Source organism: Massilimicrobiota sp. An134 (assembly GCF_002160815.1).
In the GTDB taxonomy this organism is placed as follows: Bacteria; Bacillota_I; Bacilli_A; order Erysipelotrichales; family Coprobacillaceae; genus Allocoprobacillus; species Allocoprobacillus merdigallinarum.
Genome location: NZ_NFLH01000004.1, coordinates 66,587 through 88,426, shown reverse-complemented (window position 1 = coordinate 88,426; position 21,840 = coordinate 66,587). Strand labels below are relative to the sequence as shown.

23 protein-coding genes are annotated in these 21,840 nt (G+C 31.1%); 4 read left to right on the top strand and 19 right to left on the bottom strand.

Annotated elements, in window-relative coordinates:
- Positions 1-114: 114 nt before the first annotated feature.
- Positions 115-1,437 (top strand): ATP-binding protein, encoded by a 1,323-nt coding sequence (locus tag B5E79_RS03085; protein ID WP_087296934.1) that lies wholly within the window; start codon positions 115-117, stop codon positions 1,435-1,437.
- A 287-nt stretch (positions 1,438-1,724) separates the two neighbouring features.
- Positions 1,725-3,482 carry an aminopeptidase P family protein gene (locus B5E79_RS03080; RefSeq protein ID WP_087296933.1) on the top strand — a complete coding sequence of 586 codons (1,758 nt, stop codon included), beginning with the start codon at positions 1,725-1,727 and terminating at the stop codon, positions 3,480-3,482.
- A 15-nt stretch (positions 3,483-3,497) separates the two neighbouring features.
- On the opposite strand, the gene B5E79_RS03075 is transcribed toward B5E79_RS03080, so the two are convergent.
- The 5 genes from B5E79_RS03075 to B5E79_RS03055 all read right to left on the bottom strand — a co-directional run bounded on the left by B5E79_RS03075 (position 3,498) and on the right by B5E79_RS03055 (position 7,535).
- Positions 3,498-4,016, bottom strand: a complete 519-nt coding sequence (locus B5E79_RS03075; RefSeq protein ID WP_087296932.1) for a GNAT family N-acetyltransferase — start codon at positions 4,014-4,016, stop codon at positions 3,498-3,500.
- A gap of 39 nt (positions 4,017-4,055) precedes the next feature.
- Positions 4,056-5,498, bottom strand: coding sequence for a 6-phospho-beta-glucosidase (locus B5E79_RS03070; RefSeq protein WP_087296931.1), 1,443 nt, complete (start codon positions 5,496-5,498; stop codon positions 4,056-4,058).
- 78 nt (positions 5,499-5,576) lie between these two features.
- Positions 5,577-5,864 carry a DUF1905 domain-containing protein gene (locus tag B5E79_RS03065; protein WP_087296930.1) on the bottom strand — a complete coding sequence of 96 codons (288 nt, stop codon included), beginning with the start codon at positions 5,862-5,864 and terminating at the stop codon, positions 5,577-5,579.
- Entirely contained in the window at positions 5,861-7,009 is a 1,149-nt protein-coding gene (locus B5E79_RS03060; protein WP_087296929.1) for an AI-2E family transporter, read from the bottom strand. Before B5E79_RS03060 ends, B5E79_RS03065 begins: the two co-directional genes overlap by 4 nt.
- 43 nt (positions 7,010-7,052) lie before the next feature.
- Entirely contained in the window at positions 7,053-7,535 is a 483-nt protein-coding gene (locus B5E79_RS03055; RefSeq protein ID WP_087296928.1) for a QueT transporter family protein, read from the bottom strand.
- Positions 7,536-7,650: 115 nt separating this feature from the next.
- On the opposite strand from B5E79_RS03055, the gene B5E79_RS03050 reads away from it, so the two are divergent.
- Positions 7,651-8,466, top strand: coding sequence for a Cof-type HAD-IIB family hydrolase (locus B5E79_RS03050; RefSeq protein WP_087296927.1), 816 nt, complete (start codon positions 7,651-7,653; stop codon positions 8,464-8,466).
- An 18-nt stretch (positions 8,467-8,484) separates the two neighbouring features.
- Here B5E79_RS03050 and B5E79_RS03045 read toward each other — a convergent pair whose 3' ends face one another.
- The 9 genes from B5E79_RS03045 to thrC form a co-directional block, all read right to left on the bottom strand.
- The gene (locus tag B5E79_RS03045) at positions 8,485-9,171 is read right to left on the bottom strand and encodes a LiaF transmembrane domain-containing protein (protein WP_087296926.1); all 687 of its coding nucleotides are present in this window, start codon (positions 9,169-9,171) and stop codon (positions 8,485-8,487) included.
- 1 nt (position 9,172) lies between these two features.
- Positions 9,173-9,628, bottom strand: coding sequence for a LytTR family DNA-binding domain-containing protein (locus B5E79_RS03040; protein WP_087244463.1), 456 nt, complete (start codon positions 9,626-9,628; stop codon positions 9,173-9,175).
- 136 nt (positions 9,629-9,764) lie between these two features.
- Positions 9,765-11,213, bottom strand: a complete 1,449-nt coding sequence (locus B5E79_RS03035; protein ID WP_087296925.1) for a glycoside hydrolase family 1 protein — start codon at positions 11,211-11,213, stop codon at positions 9,765-9,767.
- 16 nt (positions 11,214-11,229) lie between these two features.
- On the bottom strand, positions 11,230-12,129 hold the full coding sequence (locus B5E79_RS03030; protein ID WP_087296924.1) for an alpha/beta hydrolase: 900 nt from the start codon (positions 12,127-12,129) through the stop codon (positions 11,230-11,232).
- Positions 12,126-13,364: a hypothetical protein gene (locus B5E79_RS03025; protein WP_087296923.1), complete on the bottom strand. Its 1,239-nt coding sequence runs from the start codon at positions 13,362-13,364 to the stop codon at positions 12,126-12,128. The genes B5E79_RS03030 and B5E79_RS03025 overlap by 4 nt, the downstream gene beginning before the upstream one ends.
- Positions 13,365-13,367: 3 nt before the next feature.
- Complete coding sequence (locus B5E79_RS03020) at positions 13,368-13,616, bottom strand: hypothetical protein (RefSeq protein ID WP_087244459.1); 249 nt, start codon at positions 13,614-13,616, stop codon at positions 13,368-13,370.
- A gap of 158 nt (positions 13,617-13,774) precedes the next feature.
- Positions 13,775-14,533: a histidinol-phosphatase gene (locus tag B5E79_RS03015; protein ID WP_087296922.1), complete on the bottom strand. Its 759-nt coding sequence runs from the start codon at positions 14,531-14,533 to the stop codon at positions 13,775-13,777.
- A 78-nt stretch (positions 14,534-14,611) separates the two neighbouring features.
- Positions 14,612-15,505: a homoserine kinase gene (gene thrB / locus B5E79_RS03010; RefSeq protein WP_087296921.1), complete on the bottom strand. Its 894-nt coding sequence runs from the start codon at positions 15,503-15,505 to the stop codon at positions 14,612-14,614.
- Positions 15,502-16,992 carry a threonine synthase gene (gene thrC / locus B5E79_RS03005; protein WP_087296920.1) on the bottom strand — a complete coding sequence of 497 codons (1,491 nt, stop codon included), beginning with the start codon at positions 16,990-16,992 and terminating at the stop codon, positions 15,502-15,504. Before thrC ends, thrB begins: the two co-directional genes overlap by 4 nt.
- Before the next feature lie 206 nt (positions 16,993-17,198).
- On the opposite strand from thrC, the gene asnA reads away from it, so the two are divergent.
- Positions 17,199-18,215 carry an aspartate--ammonia ligase gene (gene asnA / locus B5E79_RS03000; protein ID WP_087296919.1) on the top strand — a complete coding sequence of 339 codons (1,017 nt, stop codon included), beginning with the start codon at positions 17,199-17,201 and terminating at the stop codon, positions 18,213-18,215.
- Positions 18,216-18,268: 53 nt separating this feature from the next.
- Here the strand turns inward: asnA and B5E79_RS02995 are convergent, their stop codons facing one another.
- The 5 genes from B5E79_RS02995 to B5E79_RS02975 all read right to left on the bottom strand — a co-directional run bounded on the left by B5E79_RS02995 (position 18,269) and on the right by B5E79_RS02975 (position 21,582).
- On the bottom strand, positions 18,269-18,922 hold the full coding sequence (locus B5E79_RS02995; RefSeq protein ID WP_087296918.1) for an HAD family hydrolase: 654 nt from the start codon (positions 18,920-18,922) through the stop codon (positions 18,269-18,271).
- 123 nt (positions 18,923-19,045) lie between these two features.
- Positions 19,046-19,816: a hypothetical protein gene (locus B5E79_RS02990; protein ID WP_087296917.1), complete on the bottom strand. Its 771-nt coding sequence runs from the start codon at positions 19,814-19,816 to the stop codon at positions 19,046-19,048.
- Positions 19,810-20,508, bottom strand: a complete 699-nt coding sequence (locus B5E79_RS02985; protein WP_087296916.1) for an ABC transporter ATP-binding protein — start codon at positions 20,506-20,508, stop codon at positions 19,810-19,812. The genes B5E79_RS02990 and B5E79_RS02985 overlap by 7 nt, the downstream gene beginning before the upstream one ends.
- Complete coding sequence (locus tag B5E79_RS02980; RefSeq protein WP_087296915.1) at positions 20,501-20,860, bottom strand: GntR family transcriptional regulator; 360 nt, start codon at positions 20,858-20,860, stop codon at positions 20,501-20,503. Before B5E79_RS02980 ends, B5E79_RS02985 begins: the two co-directional genes overlap by 8 nt.
- Before the next feature lie 104 nt (positions 20,861-20,964).
- Complete coding sequence (locus B5E79_RS02975) at positions 20,965-21,582, bottom strand: NUDIX hydrolase N-terminal domain-containing protein (RefSeq protein ID WP_087296914.1); 618 nt, start codon at positions 21,580-21,582, stop codon at positions 20,965-20,967.
- Positions 21,583-21,840: the final 258 nt, after the last annotated feature.

Sequence of the window (21,840 nt, the reverse complement as noted above, 5' to 3'; positions counted from 1 at the left end):
TTGCATTTTTTTAATATGAAATAAAAGTTATTTTGCATTTTTTTATAACTTTTTTATCTATTTTATGTATTTTTCTCTATTCAAATGATATACTATGTATGGATGGTGATAGTTATGAAAAGAATAATCTATAATGATTTAATAGAATGGAAAAACAAAAAAGTGAAAAAACCGCTCATTATTAAAGGAGCTCGTCAAGTCGGTAAGACTTATATCATCAGAGAATTTGCCAAAAACAACTACAAAAATCTAGTTGAAATCAATTTTGAAAGAGATCATGAATTTCAAAAACTTTTCAAACAGACAAAAACTGCTCATGATTTACTGCAATACTTTGAATTAACATATATGGATATTCAATTTGATAATGATACTTTGCTGTTCTTAGATGAAATTCAAGCATGTGGAGATGCTTTCACAGCTTTGAAATTCCTGTCTGAAGATTTTCCTTGTGATATTATTTGTTCTGGAAGTATGCTTGGTGTTGCAGTAGCATCAAGTTCGTCTTTCCCAGTTGGTTACGTTGAAACATGGGATATGTATCCCCTGACTTTTTTAGAATTCGTAGATGCTATGGGAGTTAATCCATCTATTATAGATACAATTTATCAATCTATTGAAAACAACAAGCCTATTCCTATTAGCATTCATGAAAAATTTAATCAGTTCTTTAAGGACTATATCATTATCGGTGGTATGCCTGAAGTTGTTCAAACCTATTTTCAAACAAAATCATACAGAGAAGCACTACTTATTCAAAGACAAATCGTCGATGATTATAGAAACGATATGCTTAAATATGCTCATGGTTCTGAAAGAATAAAAGCAAGAGAATGTTATGATTCTATTCCACTTCAGTTAGCTAAAGAAAATAAAAAGTTTCAATATAAGCTCATTAAAAAAGGCGGAAATGCTCGCTATTATGAATCCAGTCTTGATTGGTTGAAAGACAGTGGACTTATTATCAAAACATATAGATTGAAAACTCCAGAGATTCCATTAGAAATCAATAAGGAACTGAATATATTTAAAGTCTATATGGCTGATACCGGTCTTCTTGTGTCCCAATTTGATGAGGCTGTCATCAAAGCATTCATCAGTGGAAATTTAGGGCATTTCAAGGGTGCTTTATATGAAAATGTTATTGCACAGATTCTTCACTCCAAAAAGAAAGATTCCTATTACTTTGAACCATCTCAATCTCAGGAAATTGATTTTGTCATTTATTATCAGGGCAATGTTACCCCTATTGAAGTGAAATCATCTCGTAACACTGTATCAACATCATTTCATAATTTTATTAAGACGTATAAACCTTCATTCGCTTTTAAATTTTCTCAAAAAAATATTGGCGAAAATTCTCAAAATGTGTGCTATTACCCTCTCTACACATTAGAATTTGTTCTCAACAAAGAAAAACCTGTATTACTCAAATAAAAGGTATACATTTAGCTTTTAATATATAAAAAATCAAATCTAACCAACAGATTTTCTATGGTTAGATTTTTTATATGAGATTTCCTCATAAACAGGTCACTCACTTTCTTCATGTCATGAATTTTCTCTATTCATGCTTTTATAAAGGCCCAAGGAAAATCATTTTATAGATGACTGGCCTCATTTTTTATCAACGAGAAATCACAAATAAGGATTACTATCTTTTTTAACACATTTTTACTTACAAAATGTAAAGATTGTGCTAAAGTATTATAGGGGTGTTCATAATGATAAAGGATTTTCAACAATTATTAAAAGATAAAAATATTCAATTTTATATTGTTCCTACTGATGATGATCATCAGTCTGAAACTGTAGGTGACTATTATCAGGCACGTGCTTATTTAAGTGGCTTTACTGGTAGTGCTGGAACATTACTTGTGATGCAAGATGAAGCTTATCTTTGGACTGATGGGCGTTATTTCATTCAGGCAGCTAAGGAATTATACGAAGGTATTACATTAATGAAAATGGGACAAAAAGGTGTCCCTACACTATTAGAATTTCTTATCCAACATATTCAAGAACATGATAAGATTGCTTTTGATGGTCAGACAATGGCTTGTCAATTTATTCTTGATTTGAAAAAGCAGCTTAAAATTGATGACTATCAAATAGAGTGTGTTGATCTTATGCAGGAATTTTGGAAAGATAGACCTCAAAGATCATGTGAAAAAGCATTTTTATATGATATACAATATCATGGTTTATCAACACATCAAAAAATAGAAAAAATTGTAGATGTGATGAAAGAACATCACTGTGATGCTCATATCATGACAACACTTGATGATATAGCATGGACATTCAATATTCGTGGCAATGATATTCCTTGTTCACCAACTGTATTAGCCTTTGCTTTGATTACTCTTGATCAGTCTTATTTATATCTTCAAAAAGGAAGTTATGATTTAGAAATGGTCAAAGCATTCCAAAAAGAAAATGTCATCATTAAAGAATATCTTGATATTTATCAAGATGCACGTCAATTAAAAGGACGTGTCTTATTAAGTCAGGCTCATATCAATTATGCTTTATATCAATGTCTTGATTGTGAAATTGTTAATCAGATGAATCCATCACAAATGATGAAAGCTATTAAAAATGATGTTGAAATAGAAAATTCTAAAAATGCGCATATTAAAGATGGTGTTGCGATGACAAAATTCATGTATTGGTTTAAAAAGAATTATGGCAAGATACCAATGGATGAAATGAGTATTTCTCATCAAGTTTTACAGTTTAGACAACAACAAGATTTATTTATTGAACCAAGCTTTACAACTATCTGTGCATGGAAAGACAACGCCGCTTTAATGCATTATCATCCAACAGAAAATCAATATACTACACTCGATCAAGATGGTATGTTGTTGATTGACAGTGGTGGTCAATATATGGATGGAACAACAGATATTACAAGAACATTCGTATTAGGACATATTACTGACATGCAAAAGAAACACTTTACAATGGTTTTACAAGGAATGTTAACTTTACAAAATGCTCATTTCTTATATGGATGTACAGGACAAAGTTTAGATATTTTAGCAAGAAGCCCTATGTGGAGTGAAGATATTGATTACCAATGTGGTACAGGACATGGTGTCGGTCATTTATTAAATGTTCACGAAGGACCTCAAGGCTTCCGTTATAAATTACGTAGTTTATCAGAAAACATCACTTTAGAACCGGGTATGAATATTACAGATGAGCCAGGTATCTATTTAGAAGGACAATATGGTATCCGTATTGAAAATGAACTTCTTTGTGTCAAAGGAACAGAAAATGAATATGGACAATTCTTACATTTTGAACCATTAACATTTGTTCCTATTGATTTAGATGCTGTAGATGAAAGTCTGTTATCACAAAAAGAAAAGAACTGGTTAAATCAATATCATCAAGAAGTTTATGAAAAAATATCTCCTTATCTTACAGATGAAGAAAAAGATTGGTTAAAAGAATATACAAGAGCCATTTAAAAAGTTCATGAGATTTCATGAACTTTTTTCTAATTTTAATAACATAATATCATAATCAATCAGTTTGCTGTCAATTTTAAAGAATCCCTCAAAAGTCCCTATCTTTTGAAAACAATAATGCTGGTATAAAGAAATAGCACGTCTATTATCATGACACACTTCTAAAGAAACAAGATCGGCTTTTGCCTGATTTTTAGCAAAGTCAAGCAATCGATCCATCAAAGCATGTCCAATGCCTAAATGCCATGCTGATTGACGAATACATAGACCTATTTCCCCACGATGGGACATTCTTGGCGATGAAAAAGTTGTATAAGAACCCATCCCAACAATTTCATCTTTCATTTTAACAACATAGAAAACATCTTTTAAAGAATGAGCAACATTATCAAGAAAAGCCATTTCCTGTTCAAGAGAAAGTCCAATGCCTTCACTGCCATAACTTAAATAATTTGTTTCTTTTCCACATATTTTGGTTAATGCCAGTATATCTTTTGCATCTTCTTTTGTTGCCTCTACAATTTCAAAATCCATTTTGATCCTCACAAACAAAAGTGTTGCATAACAACACTTTTATAATTCTTCTCCATTTGTTTCAATCACATGTTTATACCAATAGAATGATTTCTTCTTCGCTCTTGAGAAATCTCCTTCATGGGCATTATTGTAGTTGACATAGATAAATCCATAACGTTTATCATATTCACCTGTAGAAGCTGAAACGATATCAATAGGTGCCCACATTGTATATCCTAATAAATCAACACCATCATAATCAACGGCTTCTTTCATAGCTGCAATATGTGCTGCCAAGTAATCAATACGATACTGATCATCGACAACATATTGATCATTATCATCAATATATTTATCATAAGCTCCAAAACCATTTTCAACAATCATCATAGGAAGTTCAAAACGGTCATTAAACCAGTTGAGACACCATCTTAAACCAACTGGATCAATTTGCCATCCCCAATCACTAGCTTTTAAGTATGTATTTCTGACATAGTCTTCTTCAGAGAAATCAAATGAACGACCAAATCTTCCAGTATATTTTGTCGCATAGCTCATATAATAAGAGAATCCTATATAATCTACACATCCTTCAGCCAATGCTTTTTCATCTTCTGGTAAGATAAAGTTATCATATCCTTTTCTTTCAAATTTCTTTAATAAGTGTTTAGGATAATGTCCTCTTGCATGAACTTCTACATACCAATATTTTTGATGCATTGCTTGTTGTGCATTTAAAACATCTTCAGGATTGCATGTTGCTGGATAAACACCATTCATACCAATCATACACCCAACTTTTGCATCGGGATCAATTTCATGTGCCGCTTTCACTGCCAATGCACTGGCAACTAATTCGTGATGTGCTGATTTATACATCATATATTCAATATCGTCACCTTCTTTAACAAGAACTGCACCTTCTTGAGCAAGATGATGTGCCCCCATTGATATTAACTCAGCCTGATTATTGATTTCATTAAAAGTCATCCAATATTTAACTTTTCCTTTATATCTTTCAAAGCATACTTTGGCATATTTCACAAAGAAGTCAATACATCTACGATCCATAAATCCATTGTATTTTTCAGCCAAATGATATGGCATTTCAAAATGTGATAAAGTGACAATTGGTTCAATACCTAAACGATGCATTTCATCAAATAAGTCATCATAGAATTTTAATCCTTCTTCATTTGGCTGTTCATCATCCCCATTTGGAAAAATTCTTGTCCATGCGATAGAAGTTCTAAAAGCTTTAAATCCCATCTCTGCCATTAAAGCTAAATCTTCTTTATAATGATGATAGAAATCAATACCCACATGATTTGGATAATCTTCACCATCAATAACACCATTTGTAATTCTTCTTGCAACACCATTAGATCCTGCTGTCATCACATCAGCAATACTAACACCTTTTCCTCCTTCATTCCATGCTCCTTCAGCTTGATGGGCAGCAATCGCTCCACCCCATAAAAAATCTTTTCTAAATCCCATTTTTTAATTACCTCCATTTCTATTTTTTATTATACTACAAAACAGCTTTGAAAAAAGAATATTTCATATAATAAAAGATTATTTTTCTCTCTTTGCAACCACCACATGAACAGAATCACCAGGTTGCTTGTTTAATTGTTTTCTAATAGATTTCAACATCCCAATAATATAACAGATTTGACCATATTCATCTTTCACTCCCATATTGACAATACTTCCATCATAGGGAACACCATCAAATGTGACATGAACTTTCATTCTTCCTTTTCCATATAATTGTCTTATATCATAGTGACAAATCACATAAGCACCATCTCGATCCTCTACTTTATGAATCATGGCATCAAATTCAAATAAGTGACTCATTCAACAATCTCCTCTTGTTTTTTGGCTAAATTTCTTTTCACTTCTAAACGATAATTTGTCCATCTTCTCAATAACTCATAAATAACTGAGAAAGTTGGTAATCCAAAAATCATTCCTGGTATGCCAAACAATCCCCCACCAACACTGACTGCAAATAACACCCATAAAGCTGATAAACCAACTGAATTTCCTACAACATGTGGATAGATTAAATTGGATTCAAACTGTTGTAATAGGGTACTGAAAACAAGGAAAATCAATGCTTTCACAGGTGATACAAATAATATTAACACTGAAGATATCACTGCCCCAATAATAGGCCCAAAATATGGAATAATATTTGTAAAACCAATGACAATAGCCGCAATAGACGCATAAGGAATATCTAAAATCATACAACCAATATAACACAATACGCCAATAATAATTGATTCTGTTAATTGTCCAGCCAAGAAATTTTCAAAAGTTGTTCCTGTTAATTTGACAACTTCGCTGATATACTGATAATGTTGATCGTTAAATAAAGCATGTGCAAATTTCTTCACCTGTCTGATTAGTTTATCTTTAGAGAAAATCATATAGATAGCCATGACAAATCCCATAAAAATATTAATGACACTTGTTGTGATATGGGAAACACCTGAAGCAATATTAGGTGCCCAAGCCGTTAAAGTAGAAATGAATGTTTGAGCAAAACGTGTTTGAAATTCATTGATTTTATCAAGAAGATCTGGTGATAAACGAATTTCTTCAAACACATAATTCAACCATTTTTCAGCCTGCGCAAAAATACTAGGTAAATTATCTATTAATGTTCTTACATTTTCTATAACTTGTGGCACAACAACCATAACAACAAGTAATAATACTAATAAAATAAGTAACACTGATAAAATCGCTGAAACAACTCTACGTTTTTTCTTATTTTGTATAGCTAGTTTCTTTTCAAAGAACTTCATTGGAATATTAAAGATAAAAGCCAGAATAAAGCCTATAATAAATGGTTGAATAATATTTAATAATTCCCCCAAATATTGAAAAATACTTTCAAAATAAATCACCCCTAAAACAAGTAAAGCGGTATAACTCAAAATAATGAATATATTTTTTAATGTCAAATCACGTATTTTTATGGATGTTTTCAAATCAATCACCTCATTTTTATTTTATATTGTCATTATGAACTCTTTATTTATCTTCCATAATATATTTTTGCATCAAAGATGGATTCTTTTCTAAGAATTTAAACACAAAGACACCTATCAATAATACAATCAATTCTCCTATAAACACATACATAGCATTTATAAAAAATGGTAAATCCAATAAAAAATATAACTCTGCACCAACAATAATCCCATTAAATAAAGCACCTAAAAAAGCTCCTAGAAATAAGTTAGAAATCATTGTCAATGATAGACAAGTTATAAGTGACGCTAGCGTACCAAATATAACATCATAAATGCCCAATGGAGAAAACGCATTAGCCAACATGCATCCTACAAGTAATCCCGGAATATAGCGACGATTATAAAAAGCTAAGAAAATCAATATTTCGGATAATCTTAACTGAATTGCACCATAAGAAAAAGCCGAACATACCAAAGTGAAAACAGCATATATACAGGCTATCATTGCATTTATCGCAACTATTTGTATTTTTCTTTTCATATCTCAACCTCACTTCTTTCACACCCATTATACCATATTTTTATATTTCTTTAAAAAAAGCTTTTCATTTATTCTTCCATTAATTAAACTATATTTAAAGATAGGAGGAATCATTATGACAACGCTTTATGTTTCTGATTTAGATGGTACACTATTAAATTCCAATCAGACATTATCTCCCTTTACCATCCAGACAATCAATCAGCTTGTTAGTGATGGCATGTTATTTTCTTATGCAACTGCCAGATCTTATCAGACAGCTAAGAAAGTCACACAAGGATTACAGGCGCCTTTTCCTTTAATTGTTTATAATGGTGCATGTGTGAGAGATAATGTATCAGGTGAGATCTTATTATCACATTGTTTCCAAGAAGATATTCATCTGCTTTTAGATCATTTTTTAAACAATCATCTTTATCCTATTGTCTATGCGTTTATTGACGGTGAAGAAAAATTTTCTTTTATTCCAGAAAAATGCACACCCGGAATGCTTGAGTTTATTGAGTCTAGAAAAGATGATCCACGAATCAGAATCATCCATCATCCCAAAGACTTTTATGTTGGTCAAATTTTTTATGTCACATTGATTGATGAAACAGATAAGCTTAAACCGTTTTATGAATATTATCAAAAACAATATCATTGTTTATTCCAAAAAGATATTTATACAAATCAACAATGGCTTGAAATTATGCCTCAAGGGACATCTAAAGCACATGCTATTGAACAATTAAAACATATTTATCATTATGATCATCTTGTTGTTTTTGGAGATGGAGAAAATGATATAGAAATGTTTCAGTTAGCTGATGAAGCCTATGCAGTAGATAATGCACATGAAAAATTAAAAGCAATCGCTACTCAAATCATCCCTTCCAATGATCAGGATGGGGTTGCTCAATTTTTAAAAAAGACATATCAAAAGCTATAATATGATTTCACATTATAGCTATACATAGATAATCTTCACTTCAGATAAATTTATTTTTCCTTTTAAAATCATTGTATGTTCAACAATATTATGATCAAACATTTCCATATCAATATATGATAGTACACTATCTGTACAATTCTTCACTTTCCATGTCTTTGGAATATAAAGTTCTAACATGGCACAGCTCATATAAAGATAACAATTGATCTCCTGTCCTTTTATATCAGCCTGATCAAAATAAATCTTCATCATTCCTGCTCTATTGGTAATGGTTATATCTTCCATATTTTGTGAGTCAATATAACGAATACAGCTTCCAAAGCTTTCTTTAATATCAACATGCCCATCTTTTACAGTTTTTTTATCTTGAATATCCTGTGCGTAATGGGTATGTTTTTTTGATGATGGAAATAATATATGACAACCTATACTTGCTAATAAGGCAGCTATTAAAACAGTCCAAGGCGTAATGGCTTCTAAACCAAGTGGCTCATCATAAATGATGATTAAAAACGCTATTGAAAACAAGAATCCTGTTGCACGTTTATGTAATAAACTAGATAAAGCAGATACACCCAAAAAAACTGTCAGTAATAAAGTCCATATACTCATATGTATATTCACAAGACCTAATTGTGTCACAATCAATAAGACTGCCAAAGCAATAAACAAAACACCCCAAAACATTTTACTTTTTTTCATCTTATAACCTCTTTTCCTCTAATCTTATTTTTAGTGGTTTATAATAATGTCTAGATACATACACTTGCTTATGTGTATCTTCAAATTCAATAAGACATGGACTAGATATTGTTTTATGAATAGCATATATTTTCTTGACATTCAAAATAGTCGACTTTGATATTCTCATAAAATTTCCTGGTAACATTTCTTCAAGTTCATACAGTTTATATTTAATCTGATACATATCATTTTTGGTATGGGCATGAATATGATGATCACTGGTTTCAAAAAATAAAATATCGTCCAATGATAAATAATATTCTACTTGACCTTTATAAAAAATCATTGTTTTTGAACTTTTAGACATATCATGAATCACTTCTTGTATGCGTTGCACTTTTTCATTCAAAGATGGAGCTTTAATAACCACTTCTTCTTCCTGTAAACTCTCATCTATTTCTATTTTGACTTTCATATCTAATCTCCTTTGATATCTTTACTATAATAAGAAATACCAAAAAAGTAAATACTCCTAGCCTAAGTGGTTCATATGTCAAAGTAAGTGGTCAAAAAAAGGTATGTATCATGAAATGATATATACCTTCTTCATCCTATAATTCTTCACCGTTTGTTTCGATGACTTTTTTATACCAATAATAAGAATCCTTTGGAATTCTATTCAATGTTCCAGAATTTTCATCTTCTTCTCTATCAACATATACAAATCCATAACGTTTCTGATATCCATTTAACCAGCTTAATAAATCAGTATATGACCATGTACAATAAGCCAAAACTCGACATCCATCATCAATAGCTTTCTTTAATTCTTCAATATGTGCTTTTAAATAAGCAATACGATATGGATCATGAACCTGTCCATCTTCAACCTTATCAAAAGCTCCTAAACCATTTTCAGAAATAACAACAGGTAAATCATAACGTGAAGTAATATCACGACAGCACATTCTGATTCCCATTGGATCTATTGTCCAATCCCAGTCAGTTGTTGGCAAGAAATCATTTGCCGGATTCTTATATAATCCTGGTACACCTTGAACTTGAGCTGTTCCTTTTTCACCTGTGTTGTTCATTGTATTCGTCATACCAACACCATTGATATCATTATATTCAGCAACACATGTCTGATAATAATTCACACCCATGAAATCAACTAATGATGCCGCTTTTTTCAAAATGTCTTCATCGCCATCTTCCATTTGTGGAGTGACTCCTTGACTTTCTAAATATGCCCAAGCACTTCTTGGATAACGTCCATAAGCATAGACATCCATCCACCAATAATTTTGTAAATCATCATAATCAGCTTTAGCCATCGCATTTTCAGGTTTTCTATCATATGCATAACATGGACTATAAGCAAATGAAGCACCAACTTTTGCGTCAGGATACATTTCTTTTAAAGCCAAAACTGTCTTTGCATGTGCCATATTGGCATGATGGTTAACCTGATAGAATGTTTTCATATCATTTTCTTTTCCTGGTGGATGCATTCCTTTTAACCATCCAAATGATGTAAAGATATTTTGTTCGTTCATTGTAATCCAATATTTAACACGATCTCCATATCTTTTGAAAAGTGTTGTTGCATAGTTTACATAATCATCAACAATCTGACGACTTTCCCAACCATGATATTGATCTTCTAAAGCTTGAGGCATATCCCAATGATAAACTGTCACCATAGGTTCAATACCATATTTTAATAATTCATTAATTAAATTATCATAGAATTGAAGCCCAGCCTCATTCACTTCACCATTTCCATTTGGATAGATTCTTGTCCAGGCAATAGAGAAACGATACGTTTTTAATCTCATTTCTGCCATTAATTTGACATCTTCCTTGTAACGATGATAATGGTCAACAGCTTTATCTCCTGTTGTTGCTTTAAAAGTTTTTCCTGGAATTCTTACAAACTTATCCCAATTGGAAACACCTTTACCATCTGCATCCCATCCACCTTCTACCTGATAGGCAGCAGATGCACTTCCCCATAAGAAATCTTTAGGGAAACCTTTTGATTTTTCAAAATACATATAAGCCCTCCTCTTTTTATATATTCTCATTCATAAACTCAATTAGAGATAATGAATAGGAATCCTGTTTATCTTTTAAATCATAGAGATGTTCTTCTTTGATTGGAAACAATAATTTCTCAGAAGCATCATGATTATATAATGGAAATACCATATGGAATGGCACATCCTGATCATTTTTAGAATGAATATAAACTGTTGGAATCTGATTTTTCTTAACCAGTTCTACAGTATCTAATTTTTTAATATCTAGCTTTAACTCATCTTTCACGACTTTTCTAATCATCATACCCGCTAAATATTTCGTTACTTTCATCTCTTTTTGACATTTCAATGTCAAATAGTGATAAACATTGTCATAAGCTCCTTCACTGATAATCAAATCTACATTCTTTAATTTACCAAGTCCAGAAGCATTTAAAATCGTATTTGCTCCCATTCCTTTTCCATACATAATCAAACGATGCTGATCTCCATACTTCTGTAATAAATACGTATTGAAATACATTAAATCAAAAACATCACGATAGCCAAAACCACGAATATATCCATCACTTAAACCATGAGCATGTGCATCAATCATTAAAATATTATCATTTTCAAAAACGCTTTCTAAATATTCAACAGTCTGTGTTAAAGACTTCGCTGATGCCATTAATGCATGCAAACAAACAATTGTTCTTGTCGCATTTGGTTTTTCTATCAGATAAGCTTGAAGATATAAACCTTTATGATTTTGTATTTTGACTTTTTGAGCATTGATTTTTTCATACCAGTTTCCTTGATCTTCTTTATTTAAATGTTCACGATATAATACCTTTTTAGCAAACTGATTAGCTAAAGCTAAGCTTGCTGTTAAGGTAGAAGCCGTTAAAGTAGAAGCAACTGCTGTTGTAATGGCTACCTTCTTTTTCATTTATACCACTCCTTAAAATTATCCATTAATAATCTATTAATATTTGTAACCTGTTCAAATGAACTGAGGCGATAACTTTCATTTTCCATTCTTGCTGCAAAATACTGTATAGCTGTCACCAATTCATCTCTCACTTTTGGTTTCATGTTATCTGGGAAAGATTCAATTGGAAAACAAGTAAAGACAAAGGTATTATAATCTCTATGGAATAAATCCAGTAAGATCTGATATCCTTCTGCTTGAATAATAGAATTTCCTAATGCCAGATCCAAATCATGATTTGCAAAAGTTAACATATAATGAATAATATTACGCAACACATTCATTAAAACTTCATAATAATGATCATAATCACTATAAAAAATATAGTAAATATACGAAAAAACAAGATTCCCCTGATTTTCATCTTTCTTTTTATCAACCAATACAAAATCTTTCTCTATTAATGTAAATTCATCTTTAAATGTATCTATAATAGCTTTTGTCACATGGTATTGTGATAAAACCATTGACCCAAAATCAGTCATAATAGCAAATGTAAATCGTGAATTTAAGCATAGTGTACGAATAGCCTTAAAAAGTTCATCAGGAACATTCTTATAAAATTTATCTAAATGGCGATAAACAATGCGTATGATTTTTCTAATATAATAAAGATGATATTGATATTCAGTATCTAAATATTTTGAATTGGTACCATCCCACTCATATTGATATAGCACAGATTCAAATAAAAGATTCAATGAATCAATAAAGTTTTTATAATTCTTATGTTTCAAATTCATCTTTAAACATGGTAAGAAAATTTTATAGAAATCATCCATTGTTTGTTGGTTAATTCCATGATGATACTTCATATAACTTAAAATATCACAGAAATCAATAGGGGCTAAGATATTCAGTTCACTTGATACTGTTTTGATAAAATTTTCATACAATGAATAATGCAAAACACGTTTATATCCTAGTTTTGCTAGTATTCTTGAAAGAGCATCTTTAACAATATAAAGCTTTTCCTGTTCATGTAGATCTTCTGAAAAAGTATACGTAATTTCATCCTGACAATGAATTTCAACAAAAATATCAATTTGTCTAAAATTCTGATCCAACATATAATAATGAACTTTAAACGTATGTTCTTCAGTGCGATAGCCACTATGATAACGATATTTTCCTACATACTGTGATTGATGATCAGCCATGAATTTTTCCATGACTGCTTTATCAAACGTCATATTTTATCCTCCTTTATGAGCTTTTTGAAAACGTGGTAAAAACTGATTACGTACATACTGCACGGCAATATAACGTATATTTTCTTTAGAAAAATCTCCTCCTATAGATAATGAAGTATCCATAATTTCTTCAGTCAATAAAGTTAATTCATGATCTGATAATTCTATTTTTTCCAAAGCAATAGTTGTTCTTACAATTTCTTTACAATCATCTATATAATTCTTTTTATCTATATCTGTCACATGTTCCATATTTTAACACTCCTCTTATTCATCATTATAACATGATTATATGTCTTTTTTATAGACAATTCTGTCTTTTTTTTAAGTCATTTTATGATGCTTTTCTTCATCATTTCTCATATAAAAAGATAGCTCTGTTCTATCTTCTCTACATCTCTTTTTCACAGCTATCTTAAAAAAGTTATGTCTTCAGTTATGGATAAACCTAAGTTTTCTAAATGTTGTCGGGCCTGATGATACGTTTTCATATCCAGTAAAGATCGGCTTTCATGAGCATCTGTTCCAATAATAATGCGATTGCCCACCTCTTTAGCTATTTTGAAAAAAGAATCATTAGGATAATGACGATGTGTTTTATATCCTAACAAATTAAATTCTAATGGTAAATTCATTTCCTTTGCCTTGATACATAATCTAAGCATTTCCTGCTTATAGAATGGATCCGATGTATCATAACGTGCCAAATCTGGATGTGCCACATAACTGTATAATCCAGTTTTCATAGCTTTTATGCAGCTATCAACATATTGAGATAATTGTGATTTTGTAAGAGGATGTCCAAAATATATACCTGTTTCATCACTTCCATCATAATGATGACCTAAAATAATATAATCAATAGGATATTGTTTTAACATGTTTCTTAAACCATCCATATATTTTTCGAAATATTCACATTCCAATCCTATTTTAATAGAGATTTGATTTTTGTATTTTTCCTTTAATTTTAATAAAGTTGATACATAATCATCAATCTCATAGGCTTCCATACGCATCGTTGGATGAAATGAGGAATCATAAATCCAAGGGGTATGATCACTAAATCCAAGTTCTGTATAACCAGATTGAATAGCTGATAGAATATAATCTTCTTCACTATCTATAGCATGTTGACAACGTCTTGTATGAGTATGATAATTCTTCACTATGACTCAGCTCCTTTTCTTGATAATTATAGCGTAAATTGAATCATTTGAAAATAAAAAGGCATCTTATGAAGATACCTATTCATAATCACATGTATAACCACGCATATCCAATTCTAATTTTTCTACCTGCCAATCTTTCAACAAATCACCAAGCTCTTCTTTCATTCTTACAACACCTTTTTTATCACTTTCTCTAATCAATGCCATAATCGTTGGACCAGCCCCTGATAAATAGCATCCCAGTACATATTCATCCTGTTCCAAAACAGACATAATTTCATCATATCCCTGAATTAAAGTTCCACGATAAGGTTGATGTAGACGATCCTTAAAACCAAGTTTAAGTCCATCATCATATCCATTGATTAAAGAGGCAACCATTAATGCTAAATGAGAAACATTCGCAATAGCATCCTGACGAGGCAACTGTTGTGGTAAAACAGCACGAGATTTTTCTGTTGATAAAGTAAATGGAGGTATAAAAGCAACAAAACGATAATCATGTTTGACAGGAATATTCAACGTTGTGACATGTTCTTCATTCATGACTGACACTGTCAATCCACCAAAGATGGCTGGTGCTACGTTGTCTGGATGTCCTTCTATTTGTGTTGCCAGTTCTAATATTTCCTGTCGATCTTCACTACGATCCATGAACGCATATGCACCGACAATACCTGCAACAATACATGTTGAAGAACTTCCTAAACCTCTTGTATAAGGGACATCTCCACTACATTCAATACGTAATCCTTGAAACTGCAATCCACAAGCTTTTGCACCTTCAACAAATGCTCGATAAGTTAAATTGTCCTGATTACAGAATTGTTGCGGACAGCCCGTAATTTCTAAGCCCTGATCCAGCAATTCAAAAACAAATGTATTGTATAATGTCACAGCAAGACCTGCAACATCAAATCCCGGTCCTAAGTTAGCACTTGTCGCCGGAACTCTCACTTTGACTTTCATAATGACATCTCCTTTATTTTTTGAGAAATCTCATGAATTATATCATCTTTATCAATAACTTTTTGATGTAAAATTTCTTTTTGATCAAGTTGAACTAATGGCTTTGGAATATCAACACCTGTTTTTTCATAAACAGCTTCTATCGCTTGATATTCAGATAAGCTTTGATCTGTTAAAGCTTTATAAACAGAATCAGCAAATTTATATGGTGAAGCTGTCGCTAAAATAATTGTCTTTGTTTCATCTCCCGAAGTCTTTTGATATTCTTTATAAACGCCATAACCAATAGCAGTATGTGTATCTAAAAGATAACCTGTCTGTTCAAAACATGTTTTGATTGTATCTAGTACTTCATCTTCATTAAGCCATCCTGCCTTAAATACATCCTGTATCTTTTCTAATAAATCAGATGAAATTTCATAAACACCATTTTGATTCAAATCATCCATATATGATTTTACCTTTTGACTATCCTGTGCCATCATATACACAAGTCTTTCTAAATTACTTGAAACAAGGATATCCATGGCAGGTGCATTTGTTTTATAAAATTCACGACGTGCATCATATTTCCCAGTACGGAAAAAATCAGTCAAAATATTATTTTTATTAGACGCTACAATAAATTTTTGGATTGGTAAACCCATCTTTTTGGCTAGAACTCCAGCTAAACAATTGCCAAAGTTTCCACTTGGAATAGTGAAATGAACACTCTCACCTAAACGAATCTCATTTTTATTAACAAGTGTCATATATGAATAAAAATAATACACAATCTGTGGAATCAAACGCCCTATATTAATAGAGTTAGCTGAAGAAAGGAAAACATGATGTTCATCACATAAATCTTTTAATGCTGATGATTGAAAAGCCTGTTTCACTGCTCTTTGAGCATCATCAAAATTTCCCTGAATTCCAACCACATCAACATTGTTTCCTGTCTGTGTTACCATTTGTTGTTTTTGAATAGGTGAAACCCCATCAACAGGATAGAAAACCTGAATATATGTTCCATCTACATCTTTAAATCCTTCTAAAGCAGCTTTTCCAGTATCTCCAGATGTTGCAGCTAAAATCATAACTTTTCTTTGCTCACCTTTTTTCTTAAGTGAATATGTCATAAAATGTGGCAATAATGATAATGCCATATCTTTAAAAGCGGCTGTTGGTCCCTGGAATAATTCAGCGATAAAAACATCTCCTGCCTGTTTAACAGGAACAACTTCCTGAGGAAATAAATTTTGTCCATAAGCTTTTTGACATAATGCTCTCATTTCTTCTTTTTCCTGTTCTCCCACAAAAGAAGTCATAATTTCAGTTGCCATGTCTACATAAGATAAATGTTGTAATGCTTTTAAATCTTTCTGATCCAATTCAAAATCAGGAACAAGCAATCCTCCATCACTACCAATCCCCTGTAAAATAGCATCACAAAAATCCAATGGTCTTTGTTGACCTCTTGTACTCACATATTTCTTTTCATTCATGATATACACCTGCTTTCCATATTTGTTACATTGTATACAATTTTAAAATACAAGTCAATATTATTAGAATATTTAAGTATAGTTCCTATTTATTTTATAAAATATCTAAAAATAACAAATATTTTATGATATTTTTAAAATATCATTTTGACTAATATTCTACAATATACTATAATAGCAATAATTATATAAAGGGGGAATCAAAAATGAGTCAAATCATTATACCAAAAGATTATCATCCACATCTTAATTTAATTGAAACTGAAGTTGCTATTAAGATGATTAAAGATACATTTGAAAGAAGATTAGCTGAACAGCTTCGTTTAACACGTGTCTCTGCGCCTTTATTTCTATTAAAAAATACTGGGCTTAATGATGATTTAAATGGAATTGAAAAACCTGTTTCATTTACTTCATTTGAATTGAATCATAATGATGAAATCGAAATCATTCATTCTTTAGCCAAATGGAAAAGAGATGCTCTTTATCGCTATGGTTTTGAACAACATACAGGTTTATATACAGATATGAATGCAATTAGAAAAGATGAAGAATTAGATAATATTCATTCTATGTATGTGGACCAATGGGATTGGGAAATGGTGATTTCCAAGGAAGATCGTACTTTAGATTATTTTAAAGCAATTGTTTCAAAAATATATAATGCTTTATTAGATGTTGAATTTCTCATGATCAGACACTATCCACAACTCGGTGAATCTATTTTACCTGATGAAATCTATTTTATCACTTCTCAAGAGTTAGAAGATTTATATCCAGATCTTTCACCTAAAGAAAGAGAAAAAGCTATCACAAAAGATAAAAAAGCTGTCTGCATCTTACAAATTGGGGATATTTTAAAATCAGGAAAAAAACATGATGGACGTGCACCTGATTATGATGACTGGAAATTAAATGGGGATATCCTTGTTTATAACACGCAATTAGATGATGCATTAGAAATTTCAAGTATGGGTATTCGTGTAGATGAACACGCATTAAAAGAGCAATTAGAAAAAGCCAATGCAATGGAACGTTTATCTTTACCTTTCCATCAAAATGTAATCAATCATGTTCTTCCATTAAGTATTGGCGGTGGAATTGGTCAAAGCCGTTTATGTATGTTCTTTTTAAGAAAAGCTCATATTGGAGAAGTACAAGCTTCTTTATGGGATGATGAAACTATGAAATTATGTAAAGAAAATCACATTCATTTATTATAAAAAAAATAAACTATAATCAATCAGATCCGGTTGATTATAGTTTTTTTATGTCATCACATATTTTCTAAGATTGTTATAACATCCAATAATGATGTCAAAACACCTTGTGTCTTTTGTACATAGTCTTCACCTGGTTGCTTTAAATCAGGAATACAATAGACAGGCACTTTCGCATCATAAGCTGCCTGTATACCTGCTTCACTATCTTCTAAAACAATAGCTTCTGACGGCAAAACATTTAATCTTTCACAGGCTTTTAAGAAAATATCAGGATACGGTTTCCCTCTTTGGACATCACTGCCACAAATGATTTCATCAAAATAAGAAAGAATATGATGCATGTCTAAAATATGGCAAGCTCTTGAAGGTAAACTAGATGTAGCTAAAGCGATTTGATAATGATGATTTTTAAGATATTGTAATAATTCTTTTGCTCCTTTTTTTAATGCAACCCCATCTTCTTGCATGAATTGTGTTTCTAAACGATGAAATAATTGGAATTTCTCTTCAATATCATAATCCAGATGATAATGTTCCTTAATAAACTGTAAAGAGACTTTCAATTGCTTCCCTGGATAATCTTTGACATAATCATCCATTGTAAATGAATATCCATAACTCTCAATCAATTTTTTATAACATTTATATGAAATGACTTCACTATCAATCAAAAGCCCATCCATATCAAAAATAACTGCCTTTAACATAACCATCCTCCTCAACTTTATGTTTATCTTATTACAAAACACTTGAAAAGAAAAGATTCTTACAGAAACAGAAAAAATTTTCTCAGATAAAAAATACCCCTTCACTCATGAAGAGGTATTCTTTTATTCAATTTCAATATGATAATCTAAAATATAGACTGTGACGAAAGTTAAAATCACATTGAAAAATAGATCAATGAACATAAACGTAACTGGAATTCCATACCATTCAAAAGATGCGATACTCATACCTGATAAAACAAATTGTATCCATGAGAAAATGATTCTCAAAACTATCCATATACAAATTCCTACAGCCAAACGATGATGACGACATAAAGCTGTATGTGCTAACGTTAAAGCAAAATAAATAGAGATAATAAGCGCATATGTTTCTACAATCATATAAATAAGACTTAATAATGATTCACCAGGCTGATTCATGAACATCTGTCCTAATCCTTTGAACACTTCTGGAATTCCCTGAAAAATCTGCATGATTGACATATTATGTGTCAACAATGACATCATAACTCCCATCAATAAAACCCCAAACATCAATGCAATTCCACCAAGAATAAGCCATACAAATGAAACAATCAGCTTAGAAATAATTAACTGCAAAGATGATACAGGTAAAGTCAATGTCAGATAAGCTGGTCTTTTAAACATAGAATGATAATAATGTGTAAAAATACTGACAAATAATGCAATACTAATTCCCATAACTAAAACTGTAAATCCAAAAGCCATCATAAAGCTTAAAATAGGAATATCTGGAATTAGTCCTTCTGTAAAAAATGGCAATAATAAACATGCACCCCAAAACACACAAAACGAGATGAAAAAGGAACGCATAGAATGAATAAATTCATATTTCATTAATTTTAACATTTGAATTCCTCCTTAAAAATATCATTAATAGAAGCTTGTCTTTTCATTCTTAAGTCCTCACTATTTTCATGTAAGATAATTTCACCATTTTTAATAAAGATCACTTCATCAAATATCTTTTCAATATCCGCAATCAAATGTGTTGATAATAAAACAAGTGCATCTTCAGCATAATTATTTAAAATAGTATCTAAAATAAGTTCTCTTGCAGCTGGATCAATACCACCTAATGGTTCATCTAAAATATAAATCTTTGCTTTTCTAGACATAACCAATATCAACTGAAACTTCTCTTTCATTCCTTTAGATAATTCTTTAATCTTCACTTTCTTTTCAATATCCATTCTTTCCATTAAAGATAATGCCTTATTCAAATCAAAATCATCATACATATCAACAAATAAATTCAATGCATCACTGGTTGTCATCCAGTTTTCAAAATAAGGTTCATCTGGTAAATAAGAAATGATTTTTTTAGAATGAATACCTATAGCTTGCTGATCAATTTGAACATCTCCATCATATTCTTTCAATAAACCATTTAAAACTTTAATCAGTGTTGTTTTCCCACTTCCATTAGGTCCAAGTAAACCCACAATCTGTCCACCATGTAAAGTTAAATTCACATCTTTTAAAACTTGTTTCTTTCCATATTTTTTATTTAAATCTTGGATTTTTATAAGTTCACTCATGATTTTCCTCCTTTAAATAAGCAATAATATCTGCTTTTGTAATGCCATAACGCTCCATTTCTTTAACAAACTGTTGAATCGTTTCTTGTATTTTGTTTTGACGACATGATTCAATAAAATCAATGTCTTCACTAACAAATCTTCCTACTGCCCTTTGTGTCACAATAAATCCCTGATGTTCTAATTCCAAAAAAGCTCTTTGAATGGTATTAGGATTGACTTCCAGTCTTGATGCCATCTCTCTGACTGATTCTATTTTATCACCTGGATGTAACTGTCCACCAAGAATTTTTGATTTGACTTCTTCAACAACCTGTAAATAAATAGGCGTATCTGTTTGAAAATGATTCATAGCCATTCCACCTTACTGTATTAATACAGTAATACAGTAACACAGTATAATTCTTTTGTCAATATTCACACACAAAAAAAGATAGCTTTTCACTATCTCTTATATCAATCAAATAAAGTTTTCCAATTAGGATGACGATAGGCCTCAAAACACATATGAATTTGTTCTTCATTGTTTTTCTCAGTAGAAAGCTCAGGTAAATGATCTTCATCAAAATATCTAGATTCTACTGTTTCTACATTTTTCTCAAACTTTCCACCTATTTCATAACAAAGCACAAAAATTTTACAAACGCCATAAGCATAAATTGGAACATTATGTTGAGCACGATCTTGTACAGCAATAATTCTATCAGCAATCACATCTAAACCAGCTTCTTCTTTCACTTCTTTTATTGTATTCTGTTTAACTGATAAGTTCACATCTACCCATCCACCAGGAAGTGACCATTTTCCATTATTCTCTTTCACTAAAAGAATTTGATTATCTTTAAAAATAGCTGCACGTGTATCTAATTTAGGTGTCTGATATCCACTTTCATTACAAAATAAATCTTTCACTTTTTCTAAAGGAATATCATTTTGATACGCCATGATTTCAGCCGATATTTCTCTTATACGTTCATATCTTTCCTGATCGTAAACATCATGACCATAAGTTAATCCTGCTTGTGCCAAACTTTGTAATTCAATAGCCCAATCCACCCATTTTTTATTATTCATTTTTACCACCTCTCGTATAATATGTATAGAAGTTTGAATTAAGGATTTCCTTTTTTAAACAATTGAGATATCTCAATTGTTTAAAAATTTCCTTGCTTCTACACTCTCTTTTTAAGATAATAGTTTCGTTTTGAATCAAGGTTTTATTCTCCACCTCTGCGGCCATCTCGTTATGTTCCGCTTCAAAAAGACTTAATCCTCTGTTCAAGGCGTGCTTTATACCCGAATGAGTTTGTTGCAGCAGTGTTTCTCACTTGT